Here is a 14764-nt window from a genome sequence, read left to right as displayed (position 1 = left end):
TTAATGTCTTTTTTACATTGATTAAAGTTAATTAGTGCGCTATCATGAGAATTGTTTGAAAATTATTGTTAGGGAGAGATTGAGATGAAAAAAATGGTATTCGTTACTCTTGGGTTGCTTTGTTTCTTATCATTAAGTGCTTGTTCAGATAAGAAAGAGACAGCGAAAGAAAGTACTAGCAGTACAACTGTAGAAGAAAAAATTACAACTGATAACTGGCTTCTTGTCGGTAATTATCGTTCAGATGTTTTCACGGAAAAAGATGCTATGAAAGAATTAGCTAGCTCTGCTAATTATACAGCGCCAATGAAAGACTCTACTGAACTACTTTTAATGAATAGTGATGACACGTTTTCTATGTACGCTTTCAGCAGTATTGAGAAAAAGATTGATGTTAGCGGTCACTATACCGAAAACAATGGTGTTTATACTTTGACTTATGACAAGTATAAAGTCATTTCTTCACTTGATCCAGATACTGTTTTGGATAAAAGTGATTCTATGAAAAATAGTTTTAATTATTTTATTGAAAAAGATTATCTATTTGCTTTTGGCTCTTCAAACGAACAACCAGGCTATACTGTCATTCAGAAGTACACAAAAATATCTGAAGACAAAGCGGCTGAGCGCATAAAAAAAATCGATAATGCGTCTTTTGAGTAAACTATATTTATAAAAAAAAGAAGTAAAACAGCTGTATTTTAAATGCTGGATTACTTCTTTTTTATCACTTTAAATCGCTTTTTCTCCTCTTTCACCTGTTCTAATTCGAATCGCTTCTTCAACATGATAAACAAATATTTTGCCATCCCCTACTTCTCCAGTTTGGCAAATAGCTAATATTAAAGAAATAACTTCTTCCACTTCTTCATCTAAAACAACAAAACTGACTTTTACTTTAGGCAATAATGTCGTGATGATTTCTTGACCACGAACATATTCTTTCAACCCTTTTTGATTACCAAAACCCAACACTTGGCTTACTGTCATACCTAGTGCTTCAAAACTGTGATCGATTCTGACTTTCAATTCTTCTAATTTTTCCTGCTGAATGATTGCTTCTACTTTTTTCATCTCTCATCCTCCTAAGAATCTAATCCCATAAATGTTGGATAAGCCGTCTCATCATGTTCTATGCGATCCAATCCCAACGCTTCTTCTTTGGCTGAAACGCGGATGGGTATAAACAATTGAATTCCTTTGATAATAATAAAACTAGCAGCCCCGGCAAATACGATCGTAAAAGCAATACTAGCAACTTGGGCTACAAATAATTCTGTTCCACCGTAGATAAGTCCAATTTTCCCTCCTACCGCAGGATCTGCAAATATCCCAGTCATGATTCCGCCAAAAATCCCGCCAACACCATGACATCCGAATGCGTCTAGTGCATCATCATACCCAAATTTATGTTTAACAAACGAAATAAAATAATAACAAAACGGACTGACTAATGCCCCCAGTACAAATGAACTCCACAGAGAAACAAAACCTGCTCCTGGTGTAATTGCTACTAATCCCACGACAGCACCTGTACAAGCACCAACAACAGTGGGTTTTCCAATCGCCAACTTTTCAATCAGCATCCAAGAAAGCATCCCGCTTGCTGCAGCTGTATTTGTCGTAAGCATCGCATGGATCGCCAATCCATCAGCCGCCAATGCAGAGCCTGCATTAAACCCAAACCAGCCAAACCAAAGTAGACCAGCACCTAAAACCACAAAAGGAATGTTATGTGGACGATATTCTGTTTGCCGATATTCTCTCCGTTGACCTAAAACGAGTGCTAAAACCAAACCTGAAATACCAGAGCTAATATGAACTACATTTCCACCAGCAAAATCGATTGAACCGATTTGCTCTAAGAAACCACCGCCCCACACCATATGCGCCATTGGATAATACACAACTAAAGACCAAATTCCAATAAATAAGAAAATTGCTGAAAAGCGCATCCGTCCAACAACAGCACCAGTAATAATTGCCGTAGTGATCAAAGCAAACATCATTTGAAATCCGGCAAATAAACCTTCTGGAATGTTCTTTCCAACGGTCATTGAAACCTTATTAAAAAAAACCTTGTCTAAGTTTCCTACGAATGAATTTTCTCCACTAAAGGACATTGAATAACCAATGATGACCCATAAAACCGATGCCAATCCCATTACACAAATCACCATCATCATTGTGTTGAGAATATTCTTTCTTCGCTCCAATCCGCCGTAAAAAAATGCTAAAGCGGGTGTCATCAAAAAAACCATCGCAGAACAAATCATGATAAATGCAATATTTCCTGTTTCCATAACAAAGCCCTCCAATTAAAAAAATAAGCCAACCTTCATTTTAGCTTTGTCGGTTATTTTAGCATCGATTATTAAATTTTCCTAACAAAAATCCCTTGACCAAACGAAATAATTTCATTTTTCTGACAATTCACGTTATAAAAAATAACATCTATACCAATATAGCGGTTTCATCTCGTTATATGTGTTTAATTGAATAAACCAATTACTATAAAAAAATAAACTGACTTTAGAAATCAGCTTATTTTCACTATTCAATTCAATCTACATGAAACTCTTTATAAACCTCTTGTTTTTTCAACCCGCGAAGCTTTGCAACTTCTTTGATGGCTTCTTTTGAAGAACTTCCTGTATTCATTAATACGTCGATATGCTCCTTGATTGAAAGCTCTAAATCTTCATTTTCTGCTACATCTGAACCATCAGCACCTTCAACTAAAAGACAGCACTCCCCTTTTAACGTATTCTCTGCTAAATAATCTCTCAATTCAGCCAAAGTACCTCGAAGATATTCTTCGTGAAGTTTCGTCAATTCACGACAAATCACGGCTTTCCGTTCTTCACCAAATACTTCTGAGAAATGCTTTATCGTTGTAGCAATTCGATGAGGTGATTCGTAAAAAATTTGCGTTGAACTTGCTGTTTTCAACTTCTCTAAAACATCGATTTGTTCTTTTTTCTTTCGAGGTAAAAAACCATAAAATGTAAATGGCTGTGGCGATAATCCGGAAGCAATCAGTGCAGTGATTCCCGCTGTCGGCCCGGGTAAAGCGATTACTTTGATTCCGACTTCGATACATGCCTCAACCAATTCATGACCTGGATCACTAATTGAAGGCATACCAGCATCACTAACTTGAGCAATAATCTCACCAGCTTCTAAACGTTCTATAAACTGCGGAATTCGTTCTTTATAATTATGCTCATGAAAACTGATTTGTTGCGTCGAAATTTCAAAATGATTCAGCAATTTTTGCGTGTTTCGGGTATCTTCACTAGCAATAATCGTTGCTTCTTTTAAGATATTGATACAGCGAAAGCTCATATCCTCTAAGTTTCCGATTGGTGTGGGCACCAAATATAGTTGTCCAATGCTAGATGAATCAAAACTTTTTTGTTTTTGCATAATTACTCCTTTTCAGCACTTAGGTTAATGTAAAAAGAAGCTGAGACAAATTTTGTCACAGCCTCTTCATTTGATTAGATTAAAATTTATTTGTATCTTTCTCCATAAATAACATCTAAACAAAAAGCACATTCTTCATCATTTTCACGGCGTGAGCCATACAAAATATTGCAGACATGAAATCCTTCTTCATAAAGTTTTTCTAAATTCATTCGAGACTTAGAAAGCTCCTGCTTAGCAGGATCATTTGGGTCACTGGCTAATTTAGTCAATTCTTGCAAATGTTCTCGTAAGCGTTGATTTTCGATTTCAAGTGTTGTATTTTTTTCAACTAACTCGTGAAGAGCTTCTTTAATCTCTGATAATTGTCCCAAAGTTCCTTGTAGATCCGTCTCTAAAGAACTCAGACCATCATATAAAGAACGTTTATCCATTGTGATCACCTTTTTCGGCTTGAGCTTTTTCTGTTGCTTCTTTTATTTCTTCATAATCATATTCTACTGCTGTTTCACGTCCAACTAAACGGACTTTGATGATGCGGCTCAATAAATTCAAACCAACTACACGGCCTTTGCCATCTGGTGTGATCACATCTTTACCATAATCTGGTAATTCTTTCTTCGCTGCTTCGTATTCGTCATTCTCGTATTTTAAGCAACACATCAAGCGCCCGCACAAACCAGAAATTTTTACTGGATTCAATGATAAGCCTTGATCTTTAGCCATTTTAATCGATACTGGCATAAAATCACCTAAAAAAGTCGAACAACATAATTGTCTACCACAAGGACCGATTCCACCTAAAATCTTCGCTTCATCTCTGACACCGATTTGGCGTAATTCGATTCTTGTACGAAAAATTGCTGCCAAATCTTTGACTAGTTCACGGAAGTCGATTCGACCATCTGCTGTAAAATAAAAAACCATTTTGCTGCGGTCAAACGTATATTCAACACGAATCAATTTCATTTCTAATTCATGTGCTCGAATTTTCTCTTTGGCCACACTTAGTGCAGCTTTTGCATCATCCACATTTTTTTGTTCTTTCTCTAAATCAGTTTCTGATGCTTTATTTAAAATGGGTTTTAATTCCTCAGGTAAGTCTTCTGGATCAATAGATTTTTTCGGTATTGCGACCGTGGCAAGCTGTTTAGATTGCTGTGATTCTACAAGAACTTTCTCATTGTAAAAATACTCTGATTTTCCAGGAGCAAAATAATAGATATGACCTGCTTCACGGAAGCGAACTCCTACTACTTCTACCATTTTCATCCTCCTATTTATGTTTTAGGGTGAATCATTCGTATCACTAATTGTTCGCAAACACTTTGAAAACTAACATTAGCTTCCCACTTTTGTCGTGCTTTTAAAATCAATTCAACCCGCTGTGCCTGTTGTTCTACCACACGTTTGAGTTGTTCTTGCGCCACACTTTCAGTAAGTTGTTTACGATAATAAGCAAGTAATAAATCAAAACTCAACGCTTGTTGGTCTTTTTCTTTGAAGACTTTGATCAGTCTTTTTTGAACATAGACAAAAGCTTGTAGATCATCTTTTATCATGTAATCAAACCACCGTTGAGTAATTTCCCTAGCTTCATTAAACCATTCATCTTGAGAGATTTCAACTGCTTTGTCAAAACTATTTGTCAACTCTGTCAAAAGAGTTGCTGTATTTTTATTGATTCCCGTTTCTGTCAAAGCATGAATTAATTTTTCCTTAACTAAAGGTTGAAAATGAAGAACCTGACAACGTGATTGAATCGTCGGTAAAATTTTAGCTAAGGAGGTTGTCTCTAAAATCGCTAAAACTTTTCCTTCTGGCTCTTCTAAGAATTTTAATAGACTATTTGCTGCTCCAACACTCATCTTATCCGCTTGTTCGATCAAAAAGACTTTTTGGGCTGTTTCCACCCCACTTTTGCTAAACTCTGATTTCAAAGCTCTGATTTGATCTACTTTGATCGTTTGACCATCTGGTGCAATTTGTAATACATCTGGATGTTCATTCTCACTGATCCGTAAACAATTATTACAGTGATTACAAGGAACATTATCTGTTAAATTTGTGCAGAAAATATGTTTTGCCATCCATGTACCAAACTCTTTTTTACCAGTTCCTGTATCGCCTTCAAAAAGATAAGCATGGGCAAGACGACCATGCTCAAAACTTTTTTGAAGTTGCTGGTAAAGCAACGGTTGCTGTTCACTTAATACCTGTGCTTCGTTCATCTTAATACTGATGGAACCCTTCTACTGGAAGTACAAAGACTGTTGCACCGCCCACCTCAACTTCGACAGGATAAGGGACTTGTCCATCCATCGTAATATCTAGTGTTACAGGAGTTGACACATATTGTTTACGAGATTGACATGTTTTTTTGATCAATTCCAGCGCTTCTTCTACACGATCATCATCAATCCCAACGATAAATGTACTATTTCCAGCTTTTAAAAAGCCGCCTGTTGATGAAAGTTTTGTTGCACGAATGTTGGCATCAATAAATTCATTGGCTAAACGGTTACTATCTTTATCTTGGACAATCGCTAAAATAATTTTCATATTCGGTCACCTTCCTAGTTTCTAAAATATTCTGGATAACGTTTTACGATTGCTTGAAAGGTTGCTTCCACAACATCTTCCAAACTCATTCTGGCATCGATCTTCGTAATTCTTTCTGGATTCTCTTCCACTAGTTTAAGATACTCGTGGCGGACTCGTTGATGAAATTCCAGTCCTTCTGAATCCAATCGGTCAATTTGTTGTTGACGATTATTTTTGATACGGTTCAGCCCTGTATCTGAATCTACGTCTAAATAAATCGTAAAGTCAGGTACAGTTCCTTCAATCGCAAATTCATTGATTGCTGCAATCGCTTCAACACCGATACGTCGACCAGCACCCTGATATGCTAAAGAACTGTCTACAAAGCGATCACATAAAACGATCTTTCCTTCTTCTAAAGCAGGTAAAACCTTCTCCATCAAATGTTGACGTCTAGCTGCTGCATAAAGCAATGCCTCTGTCCGCTCATCCATCTCTTGATTTCTCGGATCTAAGATAATTTGACGAATTTTCTCAGCAATGGGAATACCGCCAGGTTCTCTTGTTTTAATGATACTTCTTTCTGCTGCCAAATCTAGCCTTGGATATAGCTCATTCAATACACTTGTTTTTCCTGCGCCATCTGGGCCTTCGATCGTTATAAAAATACCTTGCACTTTACTAATCCCCTTACTTACTTTGATTCCTTTTATCTATTATACTTTATCTGCTACAATCAGTCTAATTGAATTCCTCATAATTAAATTTTTACTGATAAATAAGTGCATCATAAAAATAATTTTAACTGAAATATGTATCTCAGTATTATGATTTCTAGCATAAAAAGAGGTATAATTATTTTAGCAACACCATTAAAAAATGGGAGTGAGTTATTTGGAAAAATTATTTACAGCAGTTGATGATTATTTTATTGAAAAGTTAGTAGAAAAAGAGCCGATTTTTGATCAGATATTAGCGAATAACCAAAAACATCAATTACCTCCACACGATGTTTCTCCCTCTCAAGGCAAGTTTCTTTATCTCCTTACAAAAATTAAAGGTGCCAAACGCATTTTAGAAATCGGAACACTCGGTGGATACAGCACTCTTTGGTTTGCTAAAGCAGTTGGAAATGACGGTCACGTTATTTCTCTTGAATATGATAACAAACATGCTGAAGTTGCTTCAGAAAATCTCGCTCTTGCAGGAGTTTCCGATAAAACAACGGTTTTAGTTGGTCCAGCTTCTGACAGCTTGGAACAAATGGTACAAAATCAGACATCGCCTTTTGATTTGATTTTCATTGATGCAGATAAAGAAAATAATTCAGTTTATTTAGACTATGCATTACAACTAGCCAGCCCTGGAACTATAATTATTGGGGACAACGTGGTGCGCGATGGTGCAGTCATCGATCCAAAAAGTTCCGATGGTAGAGTTTTAGGGGTTCGATCTTTTATAGATGATTTATCCATTTCACCAAAACTGACTTCAACGGCTATTGAAACAGTGGGTGTAAAAGGGTACGACGGATTCACAATTAGTATCGTCGAAAAGTAAACGCTAAAGAAATTAAGAGGTTGGGATGTAACTCGTAGAGTTATGTTATGTCCCAGCCTCTTAATTTCTTTTCACTCTCAAAGTTTAAAGTTCCCGACGGCCCTCTACAGCTTTTAATAAAGTAACCTCATCCGCATACTCGATATCACTTCCGACAGACAACCCATGGGCTAATCTTGTCACTTTAATTCCTGCTGGTTTGATCAAGCGAGAAAGATACATTGCAGTGGCTTCGCCTTCCGTTGTAGCATTCGTTGCAATAATAACCTCTTTTACCTCATCATTATGAAGGCGTTGAATCAAGGATGCAATATTGATATCTTCTGGACCCGTACCTTCCATTGGGGATAACACACCGTGAAGTACATGATAGAGACCATGGTACTCCCGCATTTTCTCCATTGCCATTACGTCCTTTGGTTCTTCTACGACTAAGATAATACTGCGGTCTCTTGTCGTATCTTGACAGATTTCACAAGGATCTTCTTCTGTAATATTGCCGCAAATACTGCAAAAGTGCAAATCACGTTTGACACTAATCAATGCTTTCGCAAAAGCATTGACATCTTCTTCTTTCATATCAAGTGTATAAAAAGCCAAACGAACAGCTGTTTTTTGACCGATACCTGGTAATTTCATATAACTTTCAACTAATTTTGCTATGGGTTCTGGGTAGTGCATTACTTTCAAATCCTTTCAAACAAAGACCATTCATGGCTAGTTTCAAACTATGTCTTCATTACAAGACTGACATTGATTATACCATTTTTTATGGTTGATTTTATAAAAATTAGCTTTTTAACTTCCTAAAAAATAAACCTGACTTGTTTTCAATTTACTTTTAACAAACTAAATAGTTGACAAAGTCAACAAATAGCGTTTTAATTATTTTAACAAACTTGAAAGGATGACTTTTATGAATCATACATTTATTGTTTTATTAGAATTTTACCCAAAATGGTTGCAGCTTTCTCGGAAGGATCGAAATGAGTGTGGAAAAACTCTCTTCAACATTATAGATAAGTATCCTAGTGTTTCTGTACGTTTCTTTGATTCAGAAGCTTTTCCAGGCTCAAATTATACTGATTTTGCAATTTGCGAAACCGCAGATTTAGCTGACTATCATTTTATGTGGGAAGAAATCCGAGATACTAACTTATACACTGAAAGCTATTTCAAAATAAAAGATGTAATTTTTGGTGTAGAAGATGCTTTTAGAGCTTTTGAAGAACAAAAAGGGATCGCTTGATCTTTAGAAAACTGAAAAGAGGTATTTTTAATGGATAATGATCTTATACTCGGTAAATGGGTAGACCGCATTTACCGCCAGTTTTTACAGATTAACAAAAGAAAAATCGAGGAATTTGACATTAGTCCTGCTGAGTATAATTACTTTTTAACAATTGAAGAATATCCTGGCTGTACCCAAAATTTTCTTGCTAAGAAAAGAATGGTCGACAAAGGTTTAGTTGCTAGAATTGTTAAAAAATATTGTGAGAAAGGATATATCATAAAAAAACAGAGTCCGCAAAAGAAAAGTTCTTACAACCTATTTCTGAGTGAATCTGGTGTAAGGTTAGTAGAGGAAATACGTAAAGCCATTGCCACGACTGAACGTTATATAGAACAACAAGACGGAACAGAACATTTCATTGAATTGATTGAGCATTTAAAACAAGTTTCCAATTACCTAGAAAAAAAAGAAGACTGTCATTGACAGCGTATCAGTAAAAAAGACAACAATTTTTCATTTAAATAATTAAAGGCACGATTTTTGATATAAATCATCAAAAATCGTGCCTTTAAAATTATTTGAATAGAGTTATCTTCTAAACTAAAACCCTGGCATTCCTTTGGCATATTTACCCATTGTTGCTTCTGTTTCTTTTTCTACTTTTGTCAAAGCATCATTAACAGCCATGATCACTAGATCTTGTAGCATTTCTACATCTTCTGGATCAATGACTGCCTCTTTAATAGCGATATCTTTCATTTTACGATCGCCCGTGAAGGTTGCTGTAACCAATTGATTTGTTGCTTCTCCAACAAATTCTCTTACGTTTAATTCTGCTTGTGCTTTTTCCATGTCTTTTTGCATTTTTTGGACTTGTTTCATCATCCCTTGCATATTTCCCATGCCTCGCATCATAACTATCGTCTCCTCTTAATCATTTATTACTTCAACAAGCGCCTCACCAAACATAGCGATCGCTTCGTCTACTACTTGATTGTTAACTTCGTCTACTGGTTCTTCCTCCGTGAGCAAATGATTCTCTTCATTAACAACAGATTGTTCTTCATTCGTTTGCTCTCCTGGGACCTCTTTATTTTGGCTGATAAATGACTGACGCAGTTTCGGCCAACTTTCTTTTGTGATACAGACCATATCTGGTGCGTAATTATTCACCAATCGGCTTAAATTATTATGAACCGCTAACTGCATCTCCTCATCTTCCATGGCTCGGCCACAGACAATCTCATACTCAAATGCAATCACTAAACCATTTGGTCCTGCTGCGACTGGTTCACTCGCTTTCAACATGGCTCTTTGAGTCACAGACATCATTTGTAATAGGTCATCCCAGACATTTTTCACATTCATCAAATGATCTTTAGTCGCTTCATTTAATACTTTATAGACAAGTTCTGTTGGAATCCGCAATGTATTTTTGCTACTAGTTGCTCGAGTTGTTTTAACAGGTTCTGCTTCTTTAGCCGCAACACCATTTTTCTTCAACTCTGTCAATTCTTTTTGTAGCTGTTCTATTTGTTGCTGTAATGTAGCGATTTCTTCTGTTGGAACTGGTTGTGTTTCATTTGAAATTTCGACTGGTTTTCTCACAGATTTTGCCAGTTTAACTGTTGCTACTTCAAGATAAATATTGGCATTATTGGTAAAACGGATGTCATTTTGAGTATCGCTTAAGATTTGAATCATTTGATAAATTTTCTCAGCCGCAGTTTGCCCTGCTAGTTCTTTGAAATTCTGCGTCAGATTTCCAACTTTTTCAGCTAATAAATTAGGCGCTTGTTGAAACATCAGTAAGTCTCGGCAATATAATAAAAGATCTTCTAAAAAACGTCTTGCTTCTTTACCAGAACTAAGAATACTCTCTAATACTTCTAACGCTTGCTCAACATCACCTGTTACACAATTGGAGATATATTGATCCATCATTTCATAGGTCAAACTACCAGTTACCTGCATCGCATCTGTCAGCGTAACTTTTTCATCACTGAATGAAATCGTTTGATCCAGAATACTCAAAGCATCCCGCATTCCACCTTCTGCAGCTCGACCAATCACATATAATGCTTGTTCTTCAAAATCAACATCAATTTGCTTTAAAATATAGCCTAGATGATCAACAATATCTTGTGTGCTAATTCGTTTAAAATCAAATCGTTGTGTTCTTGAAATGATGGTTAGCGGAATTTTATGGGGTTCTGTCGTCGCTAAAATAAAAATAACATTTTGCGGTGGCTCTTCTAAGGTTTTTAGTAACGCATTAAAAGCACCCGTAGACAACATATGTACTTCATCGATGATATACACTTTATATTCAGCTTGTGTTGGTGCATATTTTGCTTTATCACGAATATCACGAATCTCTTCGACACCATTATTACTCGCCGCATCGATTTCAATCACGTCATTCAACCGTCCTTCAGTGATTGCAACACAGGTTTCACACTCATTACATGGTTCACCGTCTACACTATGTTTACAGTTGATCGCTTTAGCAAAAATTTTCGCCGCACTTGTCTTACCTGTTCCTCTTGGGCCGGTAAACAAATAGGCATGTGAGGTCTTCTTTTGGATGATTGCATTTTTTAACGTCTGTGTAATTGCTTTTTGTCCGACAACGTCATCAAAACGCTGCGAACGCCAGACTCGATACAAAGCTTGATAAGCCATAATTTACCCCTCCCTCGAATTTTCACTATCTTCTATTATACGTGATTTTTATGGATAAGGCATTAAAAAAAGCTAACTCATTAAAAAATTCTTTCAAAAAAAGCCCTGACTCACGTCAGAACTTTTTAAACTTATTAAAGATGTGTCTCTGTCTCTTCTTTTTTTGCTAATCCGTCATTGGCACGGAACATTTGATTGTAACGTTCTTCATCTTCTTGATTATCCCTAATCACTTTTGATAATGTAAAGGAAGATGATATCAATCCAACTGACCCCATCAAATAGTAGCCTTTAACCATCAACGGTTCTTTTAGTGTGTATAAACCAATCAACATCAATGCCACGAAAAAGGCAAATGATCCCCAACTTAGAAAGACAAATGCAGGTGTATTTCTGTACGCTTTCTTTTTCATAATTCTCTCCTTTAAAATTAATAATACTTTTTTAGTATAGCATTACTATTTATTAAATGACAATCCTTATTTTTATTTTAAAAAAGAAATTGACTTAGAGAATCAATTAAAATAACAAATCAAGCATTTAAATATGCAATATCTTTCGGTAAAACTAGTCGCCTTTTATCAATATATTTTCGTAGGTCTGTGATATTTTTAAATGAAGGAATATCTTCTACGATCATATTGATTTTTTCATCTACCGTTTCAATCGCATAATTTGACACGTACAAATCATAATTTTGATCTGAGTTATTTATCAATTGATCATAAAAATGACTTTCTTGAACAGAAAGATTCACTTTATTTCGAAAGTTGTCTTTCAAGATTGAACTAAGAAGCTGCGCGTGTTCTTTCCCTAAATCACTTAAGACCAGAACAGATAATTGATGCCTCATTTCATCAGTAAGTTTACTAAGATCTTGCCAACGAATCGCCATTTCATGAAGAATTCCATCTAAATACATTGTTTTCCAAGGAAACTTCATTTTAACTTCCAACACACCTAAAGCTTTTTTTACAACCTCTGTAAAAACAATAAAATTTTGCTTGATTGCACGACTTGAATATAGATAGCGATCATAAACCATAAATTTTTTATAGGGAAACATCTTGTGTTTAGCATAGGTATACTCAATCAAACGAACGATACTTACCCTACTTTGTTCTGAAATAGAGATAGAGAGTGCTTCTTTAATCGTTGTCACTAAGTTTTCTGCTTGAGTGATAACATTCACTTTCTCCTGTTCATTATCCCAACCGAAATCCCACCAAAAAATAGAATAACAAAAATCTTCATACCAATTATCAGGAAGAACTACATTTAATGGTTCAACGACTTCTTCCACATCGGCTTTATATTTTTTCACATCGACCGTAGTTCTTACAAAACTATTGATTGGATCTTTTCGATTCTTGATTAAAAAACCTTGCCGTTCTCTGATAATCGTAACTGCGATCGAATGGGCCAAATGAACGATTTGACTATCATTCAACTCCAGTTCGAATTTCTTATTGATCTTATTTGACAACTTAAAAATTTTTTCCCGATCCAGATGAAATGGCCACTCTCGAATGCCGTAAACTTCAATAAAATAGCAAGTAAAGAAATAGCGAATCTGACGTTCATCTTTTCCATGAACAAAATACGGCGAACGACTCATTTGAATATTTCGGTCTTTCAACGCTGAACTAATCACATTGGACAAACGATACAAGCTAGAATTACTTAAGAATAATTTTTTCTCCCAAAAAGCCGCCGGTTGCATAGGCTCAAAAAAAATGGATTCTAATAAAGAAAATGCATTCGATTCTTGAATGATTTCAATATAAATTTCATGGATCGATCTGTGCGGCGAAGCAATCAGCCGAATACCATGTTTTCTGGATGTCTCTATCGTCAAATAATCTGACCAGCGATCTTCTATGTACTGACAATCCAACATAATTGTTTTTTTTGAGCAATCAATGCTCTCGGCAAGATAATCCGAAGTGATCCAGCTATTTGGTCCATTTAATAAGTTTAACAACAACACTCTTCGATGCATAGATGGTGATAATAATCTCTCCATGATTTCTCCTCTTTTCCCCTTTTTTCTATTTAGTATATTTATTCTTCAAATTTTTCCTCTAGTTAAGAATTTTTTGAAGAAATCCCCGTTTAATAGTAATTATAGCATCTTCTGACCCTTTTTTGAATTAATCTAAAGCGCAACTCAATTGGTTTATTTAAAAACCAGTCTTATTATAAAAATATAAAAACGCGGATTTAAAATTTATCGATAAATGGAAAATCTCACCACATTTTTTGGAGGGATTCTACATGAAAAAAAACACAATTAAACACACCATTATTGTCGGCTTCATCACTATTTTAGGCGTTGCTTTATTTATTGGCGGATACATTTTTACTGACGCGTCTAGTCGAGCAAACAGATTAGCTAGTACTCCTAAAAAAGCCAAAGTTACCTTAGTAAAAAATGTTCCGACAGATAAAGAATTTGCTAAACTTGCAACTATGCCAAAGAAAAAACAAGCTAAAGAAAAAATAGTTGCTGTAAATGCTACTAAAGATACCCTTGCGCCGATAATCAATGTGCCTGAAGAAACTGTTGAACAAAATGCTCAAGTCAATATTTATGAAGAAGTCACTGCCACTGATAATAAAGATGGAGATATTACAGCCAAAGTAGCAGCAGATGAAACGTTAGATACCTCTGTCATCGGCACCCGAACTATCCGTTTTACTGTAACTGATAGTAGCGGAAATATCGGTGCTGCAGATAGAACTTTCCATGTTGTTCCAAAGAGTGAACCTGTCGAAGTACCAGTTGTGGAACAAGCTCCAATAGAACCAGCAGATGCACCTGTTGAGCCTGCTCAAGTTACGCCTGTTAGCGCACCCGAAGTACCCGTTGAACCTGCTTATGGAGCGATGACCCTCACAATGAACGGTCAAACAATTCCTTATCAAAATGGCGGTCAAGGTGGCGGTCAAAGTGTGATCGATTCTAATCCTGGTGGTGTTGCGTCTACTTGGGGAGGAGCCGCTGTTCAATCTGGAGATGATGGACAAAATACTCATTTCATCGGTCATAATCCAGGAGTCTTCTCTACAGTCTTCTCATTAGGTGCTGGCAGCCAAATTGTTGTAACCGATGCAAATGGTACGCCAACTACTTACACAGTTCGTACTTTGTTACAGTTAGATGATTATGGAACTGAAATAGGTTCAGGTACAAATTACTGGGATCTTACAGTTGGTACCGGTGGCGGAGAACGAATCACTCTTCAAAGCTGTATCAATGACGATGTCAACTTGTTTGTTATCGCTTATAAATAAAAAAGAGCATCAACG

The 14764-nt window shown here is 36.0% G+C and carries 18 protein-coding genes; 5 read left to right on the top strand and 13 right to left on the bottom strand.

All coding sequences use genetic code 11. The annotated features are described in order from the left end of the window. Window positions 1-84: 84 nt before the first annotated feature. Window positions 85-663: a hypothetical protein gene (locus AC4BB5_RS04555; protein WP_490458204.1), complete on the top strand. Its 579-nt coding sequence runs from the start codon at window positions 85-87 to the stop codon at window positions 661-663. A gap of 69 nt (window positions 664-732) precedes the next feature. Here the strand turns inward: AC4BB5_RS04555 and AC4BB5_RS04550 are convergent, their stop codons facing one another. The 8 genes from AC4BB5_RS04550 to tmk all read right to left on the bottom strand — a co-directional run bounded on the left by AC4BB5_RS04550 (window position 733) and on the right by tmk (window position 6650). Next, entirely contained in the window at window positions 733-1074 is a 342-nt protein-coding gene (locus AC4BB5_RS04550; protein ID WP_490458203.1) for a P-II family nitrogen regulator, read from the bottom strand. Between the two features lie 11 nt (window positions 1075-1085). Then, window positions 1086-2303 carry an ammonium transporter gene (locus AC4BB5_RS04545; RefSeq protein ID WP_490458202.1) on the bottom strand — a complete coding sequence of 406 codons (1218 nt, stop codon included), beginning with the start codon at window positions 2301-2303 and terminating at the stop codon, window positions 1086-1088. A gap of 259 nt (window positions 2304-2562) precedes the next feature. Further along, window positions 2563-3429 (bottom strand): 16S rRNA (cytidine(1402)-2'-O)-methyltransferase, encoded by an 867-nt coding sequence (rsmI, locus tag AC4BB5_RS04540; protein WP_490458201.1) that lies wholly within the window; start codon window positions 3427-3429, stop codon window positions 2563-2565. Window positions 3430-3515: 86 nt separating this feature from the next. Next, window positions 3516-3863 (bottom strand): DNA replication initiation control protein YabA, encoded by a 348-nt coding sequence (locus AC4BB5_RS04535; RefSeq protein ID WP_010773302.1) that lies wholly within the window; start codon window positions 3861-3863, stop codon window positions 3516-3518. Further along, the gene (locus AC4BB5_RS04530) at window positions 3856-4695 is read right to left on the bottom strand and encodes a PSP1 domain-containing protein (protein ID WP_490458200.1); all 840 of its coding nucleotides are present in this window, start codon (window positions 4693-4695) and stop codon (window positions 3856-3858) included. The genes AC4BB5_RS04535 and AC4BB5_RS04530 overlap by 8 nt, the downstream gene beginning before the upstream one ends. A gap of 14 nt (window positions 4696-4709) precedes the next feature. Beyond that, window positions 4710-5660, bottom strand: coding sequence for a DNA polymerase III subunit delta' (gene holB / locus AC4BB5_RS04525; protein WP_490458199.1), 951 nt, complete (start codon window positions 5658-5660; stop codon window positions 4710-4712). 1 nt (window position 5661) lies between these two features. After that, window positions 5662-5991 carry a cyclic di-AMP receptor DarA gene (gene darA, locus AC4BB5_RS04520; protein ID WP_010760520.1) on the bottom strand — a complete coding sequence of 110 codons (330 nt, stop codon included), beginning with the start codon at window positions 5989-5991 and terminating at the stop codon, window positions 5662-5664. A 14-nt stretch (window positions 5992-6005) separates the two neighbouring features. After that, the gene (tmk, locus tag AC4BB5_RS04515; RefSeq protein WP_069645447.1) at window positions 6006-6650 is read right to left on the bottom strand and encodes a dTMP kinase; all 645 of its coding nucleotides are present in this window, start codon (window positions 6648-6650) and stop codon (window positions 6006-6008) included. Between the two features lie 217 nt (window positions 6651-6867). Between tmk and AC4BB5_RS04510 the strand changes: the two genes are divergently transcribed. Continuing rightward, on the top strand, window positions 6868-7533 hold the full coding sequence (locus AC4BB5_RS04510; RefSeq protein WP_490458198.1) for an O-methyltransferase: 666 nt from the start codon (window positions 6868-6870) through the stop codon (window positions 7531-7533). 84 nt (window positions 7534-7617) lie between these two features. Here AC4BB5_RS04510 and recR read toward each other — a convergent pair whose 3' ends face one another. Next, window positions 7618-8214, bottom strand: coding sequence for a recombination mediator RecR (recR, locus tag AC4BB5_RS04505; protein WP_490458197.1), 597 nt, complete (start codon window positions 8212-8214; stop codon window positions 7618-7620). Between the two features lie 235 nt (window positions 8215-8449). Between recR and AC4BB5_RS04500 the strand changes: the two genes are divergently transcribed. Further along, complete coding sequence (locus AC4BB5_RS04500; protein ID WP_490458196.1) at window positions 8450-8782, top strand: darcynin family protein; 333 nt, start codon at window positions 8450-8452, stop codon at window positions 8780-8782. A gap of 30 nt (window positions 8783-8812) precedes the next feature. Beyond that, window positions 8813-9250 carry a MarR family winged helix-turn-helix transcriptional regulator gene (locus AC4BB5_RS04495; protein WP_490458195.1) on the top strand — a complete coding sequence of 146 codons (438 nt, stop codon included), beginning with the start codon at window positions 8813-8815 and terminating at the stop codon, window positions 9248-9250. A gap of 117 nt (window positions 9251-9367) precedes the next feature. Here AC4BB5_RS04495 and AC4BB5_RS04490 read toward each other — a convergent pair whose 3' ends face one another. From AC4BB5_RS04490 to AC4BB5_RS04475, 4 genes are all read right to left on the bottom strand, one after another. Beyond that, window positions 9368-9682 carry a YbaB/EbfC family nucleoid-associated protein gene (locus tag AC4BB5_RS04490; protein WP_490458194.1) on the bottom strand — a complete coding sequence of 105 codons (315 nt, stop codon included), beginning with the start codon at window positions 9680-9682 and terminating at the stop codon, window positions 9368-9370. A 15-nt stretch (window positions 9683-9697) separates the two neighbouring features. Further along, a complete protein-coding gene (gene dnaX, locus AC4BB5_RS04485; RefSeq protein WP_490458193.1) occupies window positions 9698-11452 on the bottom strand; it encodes a DNA polymerase III subunit gamma/tau in 1755 nt (584 codons plus the stop codon). Window positions 11453-11586: 134 nt separating this feature from the next. Next, entirely contained in the window at window positions 11587-11865 is a 279-nt protein-coding gene (locus tag AC4BB5_RS04480; protein WP_490458192.1) for a YiaA/YiaB family inner membrane protein, read from the bottom strand. Window positions 11866-11984: 119 nt separating this feature from the next. After that, window positions 11985-13478, bottom strand: a complete 1494-nt coding sequence (locus AC4BB5_RS04475) for an AcpB/EbpR/MafR family transcriptional regulator (RefSeq protein WP_490458191.1) — start codon at window positions 13476-13478, stop codon at window positions 11985-11987. Between the two features lie 251 nt (window positions 13479-13729). Between AC4BB5_RS04475 and AC4BB5_RS04470 the strand changes: the two genes are divergently transcribed. After that, window positions 13730-14749 (top strand): immunoglobulin-like domain-containing protein, encoded by a 1020-nt coding sequence (locus AC4BB5_RS04470; protein WP_490458190.1) that lies wholly within the window; start codon window positions 13730-13732, stop codon window positions 14747-14749. Window positions 14750-14764 lie beyond the last annotated feature (15 nt).

Source organism: Enterococcus sp. AMC1252 (genome assembly GCF_058216515.1).
Note: the sequence above shows the minus strand (reverse complement) of the source record. Positions and strands in the feature narration are given on the sequence as shown.

Bases quoted from the DNA above. Each gene is read 5' to 3' on its own strand.
- AC4BB5_RS04555 (WP_490458204.1), top strand. From the start codon at position 85: ATGAAAAAAATGGTATTCGTTACTCTTGGGTTGCTTTGTTTCTTATCA.
- AC4BB5_RS04550 (WP_490458203.1), bottom strand. From the start codon at position 1,074: ATGAAAAAAGTAGAAGCAATCATTCAGCAGGAAAAATTAGAAGAATTG.
- AC4BB5_RS04545 (WP_490458202.1), bottom strand. From the start codon at position 2,303: ATGGAAACAGGAAATATTGCATTTATCATGATTTGTTCTGCGATGGTT.
- rsmI (WP_490458201.1), bottom strand. From the start codon at position 3,429: ATGCAAAAACAAAAAAGTTTTGATTCATCTAGCATTGGACAACTATAT.
- AC4BB5_RS04535 (WP_010773302.1), bottom strand. From the start codon at position 3,863: ATGGATAAACGTTCTTTATATGATGGTCTGAGTTCTTTAGAGACGGAT.
- AC4BB5_RS04530 (WP_490458200.1), bottom strand. From the start codon at position 4,695: ATGGTAGAAGTAGTAGGAGTTCGCTTCCGTGAAGCAGGTCATATCTAT.
- holB (WP_490458199.1), bottom strand. From the start codon at position 5,660: ATGAACGAAGCACAGGTATTAAGTGAACAGCAACCGTTGCTTTACCAG.
- darA (WP_010760520.1), bottom strand. From the start codon at position 5,991: ATGAAAATTATTTTAGCGATTGTCCAAGATAAAGATAGTAACCGTTTA.
- recR (WP_490458197.1), bottom strand. From the start codon at position 8,214: ATGCACTACCCAGAACCCATAGCAAAATTAGTTGAAAGTTATATGAAA.
- AC4BB5_RS04500 (WP_490458196.1), top strand. From the start codon at position 8,450: ATGAATCATACATTTATTGTTTTATTAGAATTTTACCCAAAATGGTTG.
- AC4BB5_RS04495 (WP_490458195.1), top strand. From the start codon at position 8,813: ATGGATAATGATCTTATACTCGGTAAATGGGTAGACCGCATTTACCGC.
- AC4BB5_RS04490 (WP_490458194.1), bottom strand. From the start codon at position 9,682: ATGATGCGAGGCATGGGAAATATGCAAGGGATGATGAAACAAGTCCAA.
- dnaX (WP_490458193.1), bottom strand. From the start codon at position 11,452: ATGGCTTATCAAGCTTTGTATCGAGTCTGGCGTTCGCAGCGTTTTGAT.
- AC4BB5_RS04480 (WP_490458192.1), bottom strand. From the start codon at position 11,865: ATGAAAAAGAAAGCGTACAGAAATACACCTGCATTTGTCTTTCTAAGT.
- AC4BB5_RS04475 (WP_490458191.1), bottom strand. From the start codon at position 13,478: ATGGAGAGATTATTATCACCATCTATGCATCGAAGAGTGTTGTTGTTA.
- AC4BB5_RS04470 (WP_490458190.1), top strand. From the start codon at position 13,730: ATGAAAAAAAACACAATTAAACACACCATTATTGTCGGCTTCATCACT.